The 11335-nt window shown below is 42.5% G+C and carries 16 protein-coding genes and 1 tRNA gene; 6 read left to right on the top strand and 11 right to left on the bottom strand.

Annotated elements, in window-relative coordinates; genetic code table 11:
• Positions 1 to 6: 6 nt before the first annotated feature.
• From LA303_RS11270 to LA303_RS11225, 10 genes are all read right to left on the bottom strand, one after another.
• Positions 7 to 1092 carry an aminotransferase class I/II-fold pyridoxal phosphate-dependent enzyme gene (locus LA303_RS11270; RefSeq protein ID WP_240525491.1) on the bottom strand — a complete coding sequence of 362 codons (1086 nt, stop codon included), beginning with the start codon at positions 1090 to 1092 and terminating at the stop codon, positions 7 to 9.
• A gap of 45 nt (positions 1093 to 1137) precedes the next feature.
• Positions 1138 to 2253 carry a mandelate racemase/muconate lactonizing enzyme family protein gene (locus LA303_RS11265; RefSeq protein WP_240525490.1) on the bottom strand — a complete coding sequence of 372 codons (1116 nt, stop codon included), beginning with the start codon at positions 2251 to 2253 and terminating at the stop codon, positions 1138 to 1140.
• A gap of 344 nt (positions 2254 to 2597) precedes the next feature.
• Positions 2598 to 2789, bottom strand: coding sequence for a GIY-YIG nuclease family protein (locus LA303_RS13610; protein ID WP_240525489.1), 192 nt, complete (start codon positions 2787 to 2789; stop codon positions 2598 to 2600).
• 80 nt (positions 2790 to 2869) lie between these two features.
• Positions 2870 to 3145: a GIY-YIG nuclease family protein gene (locus LA303_RS11255; RefSeq protein ID WP_240525488.1), complete on the bottom strand. Its 276-nt coding sequence runs from the start codon at positions 3143 to 3145 to the stop codon at positions 2870 to 2872.
• A gap of 80 nt (positions 3146 to 3225) precedes the next feature.
• Complete coding sequence (locus tag LA303_RS11250; protein ID WP_240525488.1) at positions 3226 to 3501, bottom strand: GIY-YIG nuclease family protein; 276 nt, start codon at positions 3499 to 3501, stop codon at positions 3226 to 3228.
• 80 nt (positions 3502 to 3581) lie between these two features.
• A complete protein-coding gene (locus tag LA303_RS11245) occupies positions 3582 to 3857 on the bottom strand; it encodes a GIY-YIG nuclease family protein (RefSeq protein ID WP_240525487.1) in 276 nt (91 codons plus the stop codon).
• Between the two features lie 80 nt (positions 3858 to 3937).
• Complete coding sequence (locus LA303_RS11240; protein ID WP_240525487.1) at positions 3938 to 4213, bottom strand: GIY-YIG nuclease family protein; 276 nt, start codon at positions 4211 to 4213, stop codon at positions 3938 to 3940.
• 80 nt (positions 4214 to 4293) lie between these two features.
• Positions 4294 to 4569: a GIY-YIG nuclease family protein gene (locus LA303_RS11235; protein ID WP_240525486.1), complete on the bottom strand. Its 276-nt coding sequence runs from the start codon at positions 4567 to 4569 to the stop codon at positions 4294 to 4296.
• 80 nt (positions 4570 to 4649) lie between these two features.
• Complete coding sequence (locus LA303_RS11230; RefSeq protein WP_240525486.1) at positions 4650 to 4925, bottom strand: GIY-YIG nuclease family protein; 276 nt, start codon at positions 4923 to 4925, stop codon at positions 4650 to 4652.
• Positions 4926 to 4984: 59 nt separating this feature from the next.
• Positions 4985 to 5056 (bottom strand) — tRNA-Met (locus LA303_RS11225).
• Between the two features lie 91 nt (positions 5057 to 5147).
• Between LA303_RS11225 and era the strand changes: the two genes are divergently transcribed.
• The 3 genes from era to LA303_RS11210 are packed head-to-tail and all read left to right on the top strand — an operon-like array spanning position 5148 to position 7759.
• Entirely contained in the window at positions 5148 to 6029 is an 882-nt protein-coding gene (gene era / locus LA303_RS11220; protein ID WP_240525485.1) for a GTPase Era, read from the top strand.
• Positions 6030 to 6066: 37 nt separating this feature from the next.
• On the top strand, positions 6067 to 7377 hold the full coding sequence (gene der, locus LA303_RS11215) for a ribosome biogenesis GTPase Der (protein ID WP_240525484.1): 1311 nt from the start codon (positions 6067 to 6069) through the stop codon (positions 7375 to 7377).
• A 4-nt stretch (positions 7378 to 7381) separates the two neighbouring features.
• Positions 7382 to 7759: an RNA-binding S4 domain-containing protein gene (locus LA303_RS11210; RefSeq protein WP_240525483.1), complete on the top strand. Its 378-nt coding sequence runs from the start codon at positions 7382 to 7384 to the stop codon at positions 7757 to 7759.
• A gap of 60 nt (positions 7760 to 7819) precedes the next feature.
• On the opposite strand, the gene LA303_RS11205 is transcribed toward LA303_RS11210, so the two are convergent.
• Positions 7820 to 8308: a hypothetical protein gene (locus LA303_RS11205; RefSeq protein ID WP_240525482.1), complete on the bottom strand. Its 489-nt coding sequence runs from the start codon at positions 8306 to 8308 to the stop codon at positions 7820 to 7822.
• 478 nt (positions 8309 to 8786) lie between these two features.
• On the opposite strand from LA303_RS11205, the gene LA303_RS11200 reads away from it, so the two are divergent.
• The 3 genes from LA303_RS11200 (at position 8787) to LA303_RS11190 (ending at position 10912) form a co-directional block, all read left to right on the top strand.
• Entirely contained in the window at positions 8787 to 9524 is a 738-nt protein-coding gene (locus LA303_RS11200; protein WP_240525481.1) for an electron transfer flavoprotein subunit beta/FixA family protein, read from the top strand.
• Between the two features lie 33 nt (positions 9525 to 9557).
• Positions 9558 to 10532, top strand: a complete 975-nt coding sequence (locus tag LA303_RS11195; RefSeq protein WP_240525480.1) for an electron transfer flavoprotein subunit alpha/FixB family protein — start codon at positions 9558 to 9560, stop codon at positions 10530 to 10532.
• Positions 10533 to 10699: 167 nt separating this feature from the next.
• Positions 10700 to 10912: a hypothetical protein gene (locus tag LA303_RS11190; RefSeq protein WP_240525479.1), complete on the top strand. Its 213-nt coding sequence runs from the start codon at positions 10700 to 10702 to the stop codon at positions 10910 to 10912.
• Positions 10913 to 11335 lie beyond the last annotated feature (423 nt).

The following is an 11335-nucleotide window of genomic DNA, read 5'->3' as shown; positions in this document are numbered from 1 at the left end:
ATTTCGTTAAAGAATAAAAGCAAGAGAATTTACCAAAAAGTCAATTTCTTCTTTGGTGTGAGCAGAAGAAACCACGATGCGTAAAATCCCTTCCGAACCGGCTCCGATATATTTAACGAACTGAATGTAAATACCTTTATTCATCAGCATTTGTTGAATCTTTTCCATTTTTTCAGCATTACCTGAAGAAAAAGCTACTATCGGAATGGCGTTTTCTTCTGCAGCAATTCCAATGGATTTTATTTTGGCTTTAAGATACAACGCATTGCTTTTTAACCGGCGGAGAAATTCAGGATTGTTTTTGATCATTTCGATACCCCGCGATGCAGCTCCTGCTATTGCACTTGGCGGAGAGTTGGTCCCGGTCATGACCTCTCCGGATTTTACTGTGTGAATAAAACGGTTGTCTCCGATAATAAAACCACCGTAAGCACCAAAAGCTTTGGAAAGTGTTCCGCCCGAATAAAGCCGGTCTGATGAAAGATTAAAATATTCATACAAACCTCGTCCGTGTTCGCCAAGGATGCCGGCACCATGAGCATCATCTATCCAAATAGCGCCGTCGTAAGCTTCTGCTATTTTTAGGTAAGCAGGAACGGGCGGAACTTCGGCCATTATGGGGAACAGTCCGTCAGAAACAATCAGTGGTTTTTCTCCTTTTTTCAGGTGTTTTTTTATTTTCTTTTCCAGATTATCAGCATCAAGATGAGAGAATTGGATCACTTTTTTGCCGGTTCCTCTGGCTCCGGCTAAGTTGGAATAATGGGCTTTTTCGTCAATAAAAATGCGGTCGAAGATTTGTAATTGTTCCAAAGCCTGAATTCCGGCAAGGTTACTGAGATAACCGGACGGAAGGTAAGCCGCATCTTCGGTTTCGAAAAAATCGGCAATCTTTTTTTCCAGCTTTAATAATAGTGGTGTTGTTCCGTTGATTGTTCGCGAAGTGGCAGCACCAATTCCCCATTGCCGTGTGGCCTCTACGGCTGAAGCAATAATCTCTGAATGGGCATGCAATTGATAGTAACTGGTCCCGGCAAAGTAGAGATAATTTTTTCCGTTTAGGGTAGTAACGGGCCGGAGTTTGCTTTCCATGATAAACGGGAAAGTTTTTTTTAATGTTGGTTTTTTATCCATGGTTTAGATGGTTACACTTTCCATACTTTTCAGAAAATCCGGGTCAAAATCCGCACCAATCCCCGGAAGGTCATTTTCCAGTGTCCACTTCCCGCTTCCCTGGTATTGAATTCCTCCGGTAACCGGATCAGCATCCAGCATAAGCGATGAATCCATATCAAAATGGACCACGTTTTGAGAAGCCAGTACAAAATGCATGAGAGCCGTCAGGGCGTAACGCGATTCGGACATACAACCCACCTGACATTTTATCCCCGCCGATTCGGCAATGGCATTGATTTTTAAAGCCTTAAATATTCCTCCCGATTTTGAAAACTTAATATTGAAAAAATCGCAGGCGCCCATAGAAGCCAGCCGGAAAGCATCGTGATGGTCAAAAACCGATTCGTCAGCCATGATGGGAATGGGACTGTTGGCCCTTACTTTTGCCATTTCCACATCATTCCAGTGCGCTACAGGCTGTTCGCAATGCTCAATATTGTATTTTTCAAGAGCTTTTAACGTGTTGATGGCCGTAATGGTATCCCAACCCTGATTGGCATCAATACGGATAGGATAGTCATTTCCCACTGCTTCGCGAATGGCCTTGATCCGGGCTACATCGTCTTGGGTATTTGTCCCCAGCTTTACTTTGATGGCAGGAAATCCGGCTTTTTGGAAAGCGACGGCATCGCGGGCTACCTTCTCGGGCGGACCAATACTGATGGTCATATCCGTATAAACTTCGCGATTGTTTAGCCCTCCCAAAAGCTGGTATAGAGGCATATTTGCTTTTTTTGCCAACAGGTCGTAAAGCGCCATATCAAAAGCACTTTTCATGGTCGGGTTTCCGGCAACGGCACGGTCAATTTCATATAATCTTTCTTCAAGGGCAAAAGGATCTTTCCCTTTGAGCATTTTTGCCAGTTGCTTTGCGTAGCTAAAAACCGTTTCTTGTGTCTCGCCAACAATAGTGACAAAAGGGGCACATTCTCCAATTCCGGTTAAGCCGCTGTTAGTGTGTATTTTTATGACCACATTGGTAGCACTCTCAATAACACCGAGCGAAATCACAAACGGTTCTTTATAAGGAAGGTTTAATTTGATAACATCAATTTGAGTAATGATGGTTTTTTCCATGGTTCTTTGCTTTCCTGTATCCTGCTTGGGAGGATAATTATTAAAACGTAAAATTAGGGAATATTCCGGGTTAGATTCCCGGGATTTTTAAAATTTCACATTTTTACGAGAAGAAATGGAAAATTTAACGGGTAAATCAGATGGGTAGCATGATATGAATGGATGACTGGAAGGCTGGGCAAGGACGAAATCTCGAAAGGCAAGCACCAAAGAACAAAAGTGAATCAAAATAGTGGATAATAGAATGTTCATCGATTACTGTTTTTCATTCTTCACTATTATTTTCTTACCACAAGGGGGGGTGAAGGATATCACGATGGAAAAATAAGGGGATGCGTCTCTTTTCAGGTTGAGACAAACCTGAAAAGTGGGAGCGGAGGCCTGTTGGAAAAGATCAGCGTCCAGGGTCTGAATTTCACGGTGTATCCTTTATGAGCCAATTTGTTATGCGACAAGAGTCTTTTTTCGAGATTGCCGGTGTACCCGATGTAAATCTTGTTGAATTTTTGCGAATATAAAACGTAAACTTTGAACATGGTATAGGGTAAAAACGAAAAGAGGCTGTCAGAAAATTCCAACAGCCTCTTTCTTGCAGTAGCGGGGGCAGGATTCGAACCTACGTCCGCCAGCCGGCGGATATGAGCCCAGAAGCTTTGATTTTTTCCCAGATAAACCGTCTTCCTTTTGCCGATTTTAATTGTTTTTCGCGTTTCATGGCGAGCTGTTTAGTGGGAAATTCTTCGAAAAAAACCAGTGTCCAGGGTCTGAATTTCACGGTGTATCCTTTATGAGCCAGTTTGTTGTGTGACAAGAGTCTTTTTTCGAGATTGCTGGTGTACCCGATGTAAATCTTGTTGAATTTTTGCGAATATAAAACGTAAACTTTGAACATGGTATAGGGTAAAAACGAAAAAAGGCTGTCAGAAAATTCCAACAGCCTCTTTCTTGCAGTAGCGGGGGCAGGATTCGAACCTACGTCCGCCAGCCGGCGGATATGAGCCCAGAAGCTTTGATTTTTTCCCAGATAAACCGTCTTCCTTTTGCCGATTTTAATTGTTTTTCGCGTTTCATGGCGAGCTGTTTAGTGGGAAATTCTTCGAAAAAAACCAGTGTCCAGGGTCTGAATTTCACGGTGTATCCTTTATGAGCCAGTTTGTTGTGTGACAAGAGTCTTTTTTCGAGATTGCTGGTGTACCCGATGTAAATCTTGTTGAATTTTTGCGAATATAAAACGTAAACTTTGAACATGGTATAGGGTAAAAACGAAAAAAGGCTGTCAGAAAATTCCAACAGCCTCTTTCTTGCAGTAGCGGGGGCAGGATTCGAACCTACGTCCGCCAGCCGGCGGATATGAGCCCAGAAGCTTTGATTTTTTCCCAGATAAACCGTCTTCCTTTTGCCGATTTTAGTTGTTTTTCGCGTTTCATGGCGAGCTGTTTAGTGGGAAATTCTTCGGAAAAGGCCAGTGTCCAGGGTCTGAATTTCACGGTGTATCCTTTATGAGCCAGTTTGTTGTGTGACAAGAGTCTTTTTTCGAGATTGCTGGTGTACCCGATGTAAATCTTGTTGAATTTTTGCGAATATAAAACGTAAACTTTGAACATGGTATAGGGTAAAAACGAAAAAAGGCTGTCAGAAAATTCCAACAGCCTCTTTCTTGCAGTAGCGGGGGCAGGATTCGAACCTACGTCCGCCAGCCGGCGGATATGAGCCCAGAAGCTTTGATTTTTTCCCAGATAAACCGTCTTCCTTTTGCCGATTTTAGTTGTTTTTCGCGTTTCATGGCGAGCTGTTTAGTGGGAAATTCTTCGGAAAAGGCCAGTGTCCAGGGTCTGAATTTCACGGTGTATCCTTTATGAGCCAGTTTGTTGTGTGACAAGAGTCTTTTTTCGAGATTGCTGGTGTACCCGATGTAAATCTTGTTGAATTTTTGCGAATATAAAACGTAAACTTTGAACATGGTATAGGGTAAAAACGAAAAAAGGCTGTCAGAAAATTCCAACAGCCTCTTTCTTGCAGTAGCGGGGGCAGGATTCGAACCTACGTCCGCCAGCCGGCGGATATGAGCCCAGAAGCTTTGATTTTTTCCCAGATAAACCGTCTTCCTTTTGCCGATTTTAGTTGTTTTTCGCGTTTCATGGCGAGCTGTTTAGTGGGAAATTCTTCGGAAAAAACCAGTGTCCAGGGTCTGAATTTCACGGTGTATCCTTTATGAGCCAGTTTGTTATGTGACAAGAGCCTTTTTTCGAGATTACCGGTGTACCCGATGTAAATCTTGTTGAATTTTTGCGAATATAAAACGTAAACTTTGAACATAGTATAGGGTAAAAACGAAAAAAGGCTGTCAGAAAATTCCAACAGCCTCTTTCTTGCAGTAGCGGGGGCAGGATTCGAACCTACGTCCGCCAGCCGGCGGATATGAGCCCAGAAGCTTTGATTTTTTCCCAGATAAACCGTCTTCCTTTTGCCGATTTTAGTTGTTTTTCGCGTTTCATGGCGAGCTGTTTAGTGGGAAATTCTTCGGAAAAAACCAGTGTCCAGGGTCTGAATTTCACGGTGTATCCTTTATGAGCCAGTTTGTTATGTGACAAGAGCCTTTTTTCGAGATTACCGGTGTACCCGATGTAAATCTTGTTGAATTTTTGCGAATATAAAACGTAAACTTTGAACATAGTATAGGGTAAAAACGAAAAAAGGCTGTCAGAAAATTCCAACAGCCTCTTTCTTGCAGTAGCGGGGGCAGGATTCGAACCTACGACCTACGGGTTATGAGCCCGTCGAGCTACCACTGCTCCACCCCGCAATATATTTTTATGAACGTTTCATCGTTTTCAAATGGGAGTGCAAAGATATATTTTGTTTCTTTGTCACGCAAATTTTTTTTAAAAATTTTTATGGCACATAAAGCAGGCTTTGTCAATATTATAGGATATCCTAACGTGGGAAAATCAACTTTGATGAATACCATGGTGGGTGAAAAATTGTCGATTATTACTTCAAAGGCACAAACTACCCGGCACCGTATCATGGGGATTGTTAACGGAGAAGATTTTCAGATTGTTTATTCTGATACTCCCGGAATTGTGCGTCAGCCGGCTTACAAGATGCATGAGTACATGAACAAATACATCGAAACGGCTTTGATCGATGCAGATATTATTTTGTTGATGACCGAACCCGGATTAAGGTTTGAAGAAGAAACCGTTTTGAGCAAGATCAAGCAATCGAATGTGCCGGTTATTGTCCTTATTAATAAAATTGATTTGTCGGATCAGGCAACGGTAGAGCAGTATGCCGCTGAGTGGAAAGACCGTTTGCCTGCAGCGGAAGTTATTCCGGTTTCGGCGTTGCATAAGTTTAATGTTTCCAAAGTTTTTGATACGATACTGGAAAAGCTTCCGGAAAGTCCGCCTTATTACCCGAAAGATGAACTGACCACGAGAACAGAGCGCTTTTTTGCTTCGGAGATGATCCGGGAGAAGATATTTCTGAATTACAAAAAAGAAATTCCGTATTCGGTGGAGGTGGCCATTGACTCATTTAAAGAGAGTGAGAACCTGATAAAAATTGATGCGTATATTTTTGTGGAACGCGAATCGCAGAAAGCCATTATTCTAGGTCATCAGGGGAAAGCCATTAAAAAAACGGGTACAATGGCCCGGATAGAAATGGAAGCGTTTTTTGAGAAGAAAATTTTTCTTCGTTTGTCTGTAAAAGTGAATAAAGACTGGCGAAATAATGATAAACAGCTCAGCCGGTTTGGTTATGAGTATTGATACGGCTAAAACCGTTACTTTTGCAAAAAAATAAGGAATGAATAACATTGTTGCCATTGTCGGCCGCCCAAATGTGGGGAAATCCACGTTATTTAACAGATTAACAGGTTCTAAAACGGCTATTGTAGAGTCGGTGAGTGGTGTAACACGCGACCGTATCTATGGAAAAAGTGATTGGAACGGAAAAGAGTTTTCGGTAATTGATACCGGCGGCTTTGTTCAGGGATCGGATGACATTTTTGAAGAGGAAATTCGAAAACAGGTATTATTTGCCATAGACGAAGCCGATGTCATTATTTTTGTGGTGGATGCCCGTGAGGGGATTCATCCGCTGGATGAAGATGTGGCCGAATTGTTACGCCGTTCGTCCAAGAAAGTTTTTATTGCGGCCAATAAAGTAGATACTCCGGCTTTGTCACATGCTGCGGCCGATTTTTATGCTTTAGGATTGGGAGAAGTGTACCCGATTTCTTCTGTCAACGGAAGCGGAACCGGAGATTTGCTGGATGAAATGGTAAAAGAGTTCCGGAATCCGGAACCGGAGCCGGAAACCCCGGATGTTCCGCGTATTGCAGTGATTGGTCGCCCTAATGTGGGAAAGTCGTCACTGATCAATACCCTGATTGGTGACACCCGAAATATTGTTACTCCGATTGCCGGTACCACCCGCGATACCGTTTATACACCGTTTAAAGGTTTTGGGCATGACTTTATGCTGGTGGATACGGCCGGATTGCGAAAAAAGGGGAAAGTTTACGAAAATATTGAGTTTTACTCGACACTCCGGACCATTCGAGCCATTGAGAATGCCGATGTTTGTTTGGTGATGATTGATGCTTCGCAGGGAATAGAGAAGCAGGATGTGAATATTTTTCATTTGGCAGAGAAAAACCGGAAAGGTATTGTGATTGTGGTGAACAAGTGGGATTTGGTAGAAAAAGACAACAATACCCATTTGGAATATGAAAAAGCCATTCGGCAACGGATTGCGCCGTTTAATGATGTTCCTATCGTGTTTGTTTCGGTAAAAGATAAACAGCGGGTTTTTAAAGCATTGAATTATGCTGAAGAGGTGTTTCAAAAACGAAGTAAGCGAATTTCGACTTCGAAGCTGAATGATTTGTTGTTGCCGATTATTGAAGAAAATCCGCATCCCATGGTTTCGCGTGGTCGTTATGTGCGAATCAAGTACGTGATGCAGCTTAAAACGCAAACGCCTCAGTTTGTATTTTTCTGCAATTTACCCGATGAAGTAAAAGATCCGTATAAACGATTCCTGGAAAACAAGATCCGGCAGCATTTTGATTTTACTGGCGTTCCGATTCAGTTGTTTTTCAGACAAAAATAGGTTTATGGGCGGGGTGCGCATAGATAAATGGTTGTGGGCAGTCCGGTTGTATAAAACCCGGACACAGGCTGCGGAAGCCTGCAAAGGCGGAAAAGTGAAAATGGCAGGGGTAAATGTAAAACCCTCGCGTGAAGTAGCCGAAGGCGATCAGATTGAAGTACATCAGCAAGGAATTGTGAAAATGATCCGGGTGAAAAAAGCGGTGAAAAACCGGGTTTCTGCCTCATTGGTTCCTGACTTAATGGAAGACCTGACCTCGCCAGAAGAGCTTGAAAAGCTGCAAATGATCCGCCAGTTGAATTACGAAAGACGGGAACGTGGTGCCGGCCGGCCTACTAAAAAAGAACGCCGGATATTGGATAAGCTCAAAGGAAAAGGGTAAATGAAGTGAGAAGTCTTAAAGTTTGAAGTACTTAAAGTTTGAAGTGCCTAAAGTGGGAAATCACAAAAAACAAAAAGGCAAATCACAAAAAAATCCCAAGCCCCAAACGCAAAATACCAAAAGCCAACCGGTTTGTCTTGCTGAGCAACGCGAAGCATCTCGCTTAACGGCCTCCTTCATCGTTTGAATGTCCGCTCGGACGATGATTTTCCCGGTTTCGTCTGCGCCTATATCTCCACTTTTCAAGTCCTGTCCGACTTGAAAAGAGACGCCTTTTAAGTACTTCAAGTGCCTAAAGTTTGAAGTGCCTAAAAGTAGAAAATTACAAAAAACAAAAAAATCAACTAGTTTGTCTTGCTGAACGCAGTGAAACATCTTTTTTAACTCCCGTGATTGTTTTTGAGATCCTTCACTGCGCTGTGCTCCGTTCAGGATGATAGCGAAAATATGAGTAAAATACTGAAAATCAATCGTTCGCCCTTCCTTTCCAATGACTAGTGAGTAGTGACCGATGTTTGAAATCCCAAAAAGCAAAAAAACAAATCTCAAACGATAAACGGTTTGTTTCCACTTGTTGTTTAATGTTTATTATTTCTGAATGGTCAGAATTTAAAGTATCCAAAGCTTGAAGTATTTAGGTGAGAGATAAGGTATCGTTTCCGAATCGGATTAATCCATTGCTTTTCTTTGCGGCAGGGACAGTAGCGGCAGCCCGCAGCACGGCAGGACGGGTGAAGCTTATGCGGACGGCGCGACAGGGAAGCGCCCGGAAGCATTAGCTGAACGTACTGCCGGGCGAGGACTATAGCGAATGGCCCGTGAAAGCTTGTGCGTTTGCCCGCCCTTATAAAAATTCGGACAAGTTTGTCTTTGAAAGATTCGTGCAAGCCGCTAATGGACTGTTAGTGTAATCTATAATGAATAAAAATTCTTATTTTTTCTTAAAAAATAGTTTGCATGCGTAATATTTTCAAAAATTTTTCTGATATTTGTGCAAAATAATACGGATAACTAAAAAATTTATATCATGAAAATTCTGGTATTGATTAGTAATGTGCCTGATACGACGACGAAGATCAGGTTTACCGGGGATAATAAGGCCTTTGACACGACCGGTGTACAATGGATTATCAATCCTTGGGACGAACTGGCCCTGACCCGTGCCATGGAGCTGAAAGAAGCGGGTGGCGTAGAAAAGATTTCGGTGGCCAACGTGGGAACTAAAATCACTGAACCGACTTTGCGTAAAGCGTTAGCCGTGGGGGCTGATGATGCTATTCGCATTGATGCTGAACCCCTGGATGCTTACTTTGTGGCCAAACAACTGGCCGAAGTGGCAAAAGATTATGATTTGATTATGGCCGGTATTGAAGCTTCGGATTATAACGGTGCCAGTGTCGGCGGTATGCTGGCTGAAATACTGGGAATTAATTCAGTATCTGCTGTTTCGGGTGTGGATATTGAAAATGGTGAATTGAAAATTCATCGGGATATTGACGGTGGCTCTCAGGTGTTGAGTGTTCCTACACCGTTGGTAGTGATTGTTCAGAAAGGAATTGCCATTGACCCGAGAATTCCGGCTATGCGTGGCATTATGATGGCCCGGAAAAAACCACTGAAAGTGGTGGAACCTGTTGAAGCAGAACCCAGAATTGAGTTTCTGTCGTACGAATTGCCGGCTCCGAAAGCGGCCTGTAAAATGGTGGATGAAGACAATGCCAAAGAGCTTATCAGACTCTTACACGAGGAAGCCAAAGTATTGTAATTCCATAGTTTTAACCTTTTAAAAATCAGAAAAATGTCAGTATTAGTATATACAGAAAACTGGGCCGGTAAATTTAAAAAACTTACCCACGAAATTGTTTCGTTTGCCGCTGCCATTGCCAAAGAAATGGGTAGCAGCGTAACGGCCCTGTCGATTGGTCATGTAGCCGACGACGAATTGAAAACTTTAGGACAATATGGTGCCAACAAGGTTTTGAATGTACAGGACGACCGTTTTGAGTCGCTGGACAATAAAGCACTGGCCGATGCTGTGGCTAAAGCAGCTGAAAAAGAAGGTGCCAAAGTAATCATCTTTGCACATAATAACGAAGGTAAAGCCATTGCTCCGCGGGTAGCGGTTAAACTGAATGCCGGACTGGTTTCGGGTGTTACCGGTCTTCCGGTGAGCGTGGATCCTTTCGTGGTACGCAAAAAAGTATTTACCGGTAAAGCATTTGCCAACGTGCAAATCAATACCGATGTAAAAGTGATTACTTTTGCCCAGAATTCTTATGAAGTGGTGGAAAATCCGACGGAAGTAACCATTGAAGTATTTGATCCGCAAATTGGTGATGATGAGTTCAGTACCAAGGTGCTGGATACCCATAAAATTACGGGTAAAGTATTGTTGACCGATGCCGAAATTGTGGTTTCCGGTGGCCGTGGAATGAAAGGTCCGGAAAACTGGGGCGGATTGGAAGAATTGGGCGAACTGCTGGGTGCCGGAATGGCTTGCTCGCGTCCGGTTTCTGATGAAGGCTGGCGTTCACATGAAGAACATGTGGGTCAGACGGGTAAAATTATTGCTCCGAATCTGTATATGGCTTTTGGTATTTCCGGTGCTATTCAGCATTTGGGCGGTATCAGCTCATCGAAATACATTGTGGCCGTTAATAAAGATCCGGAAGCTCCGATTTTCGAAGCCGCGGATTACGGTATCGTTGGGGATGCTTTTAAAGTGATTCCGCAATTGATTGAAGCAGTGAAAGAGTTGAAGGCCAATAAATAAATCTTTTTAATCAATCTTTTGAAAAACCGGCGGGATTTTTTCTGCCGGTTTTTTTTATGGATTGGTTTGGGGGTTTTGATTGTTTTATTTAACCCTTTCGGGATTGGTTACCCGCAGTTTTCCGGTTGAAGGATATGCGTGCAAAATCACAAAAGACAAAAAACCAAATGACAAACAAAATCCTAAAAAACAAAAAGACAAATCGCAAAAAGATCACAAAAAACAAAAAAAAACAAATTCCAGAAATCAACTTCTTTTGTCCTTCTGAGCGTAGCGAAGAATCTCTTTTAACAGCTGTGATTATTTTTAGATCCTTCACTGCGCTCCGCTCGCTCAGGATGATAGAAAACACTGTTAAATCGCTAAAAATCAACCAATAACCAGTGGCTAATGACCCGTCAACTAATGACCAATTCTCACTTATCGTTCATCCTTCCCAATGAGCAGGTTAGAAATCCCAAAAGCAAAAGACAAAATATCTCAAGTACAAAACATCAAACACGGATGAGATGCGGTGAATTGGAGTCCCGGAGGGACGACTTACTACCATTGACGCTGAATTTATTCAGAGGCCGGTGTTCAACCCCTTTGGGGTTATGATTCTCTGATGGGTTTATTTCCCTGCACTTCGTACAGGGTTATTGATGTTTAATCCCTTCGGGATTAGTTATAAACGAGATGTGTATTCTACAACTTTAAGTACTTCAAATACTTCAAATGCCTAAAGTTTGAAGTGCCTAAAGTGGGAAATTTCAAAAAGACAAAAAGACAAATTCCAAAAAAATCAACTTCTTTTGTCATGT

Origin of the sequence: Candidatus Sulfidibacterium hydrothermale (assembly GCF_020149915.1) — a bacterium.
Taxonomy (GTDB): Bacteria; Bacteroidota; Bacteroidia; order Bacteroidales; family F082; genus Sulfidibacterium; species Sulfidibacterium hydrothermale.
Note: the sequence above shows the minus strand (reverse complement) of the source record. Positions and strands in the feature narration are given on the sequence as shown.

Bases quoted from the DNA above. Each gene is read 5' to 3' on its own strand.
- LA303_RS11255 (WP_240525488.1), bottom strand. From the start codon at position 3,145: ATGTTCAAAGTTTACGTTTTATATTCGCAAAAATTCAACAAGATTTAC.
- LA303_RS11250 (WP_240525488.1), bottom strand. From the start codon at position 3,501: ATGTTCAAAGTTTACGTTTTATATTCGCAAAAATTCAACAAGATTTAC.
- LA303_RS11230 (WP_240525486.1), bottom strand. From the start codon at position 4,925: ATGTTCAAAGTTTACGTTTTATATTCGCAAAAATTCAACAAGATTTAC.
- LA303_RS11265 (WP_240525490.1), bottom strand. From the start codon at position 2,253: ATGGAAAAAACCATCATTACTCAAATTGATGTTATCAAATTAAACCTT.
- LA303_RS11270 (WP_240525491.1), bottom strand. From the start codon at position 1,092: ATGGAAAGCAAACTCCGGCCCGTTACTACCCTAAACGGAAAAAATTAT.
- LA303_RS13610 (WP_240525489.1), bottom strand. From the start codon at position 2,789: ATGTTCAAAGTTTACGTTTTATATTCGCAAAAATTCAACAAGATTTAC.
- LA303_RS11200 (WP_240525481.1), top strand. From the start codon at position 8,787: ATGAAAATTCTGGTATTGATTAGTAATGTGCCTGATACGACGACGAAG.
- LA303_RS11235 (WP_240525486.1), bottom strand. From the start codon at position 4,569: ATGTTCAAAGTTTACGTTTTATATTCGCAAAAATTCAACAAGATTTAC.
- era (WP_240525485.1), top strand. From the start codon at position 5,148: ATGGCACATAAAGCAGGCTTTGTCAATATTATAGGATATCCTAACGTG.
- LA303_RS11240 (WP_240525487.1), bottom strand. From the start codon at position 4,213: ATGTTCAAAGTTTACGTTTTATATTCGCAAAAATTCAACAAGATTTAC.
- LA303_RS11210 (WP_240525483.1), top strand. From the start codon at position 7,382: ATGGGCGGGGTGCGCATAGATAAATGGTTGTGGGCAGTCCGGTTGTAT.
- LA303_RS11190 (WP_240525479.1), top strand. From the start codon at position 10,700: ATGACAAACAAAATCCTAAAAAACAAAAAGACAAATCGCAAAAAGATC.
- LA303_RS11245 (WP_240525487.1), bottom strand. From the start codon at position 3,857: ATGTTCAAAGTTTACGTTTTATATTCGCAAAAATTCAACAAGATTTAC.
- der (WP_240525484.1), top strand. From the start codon at position 6,067: ATGAATAACATTGTTGCCATTGTCGGCCGCCCAAATGTGGGGAAATCC.
- LA303_RS11195 (WP_240525480.1), top strand. From the start codon at position 9,558: ATGTCAGTATTAGTATATACAGAAAACTGGGCCGGTAAATTTAAAAAA.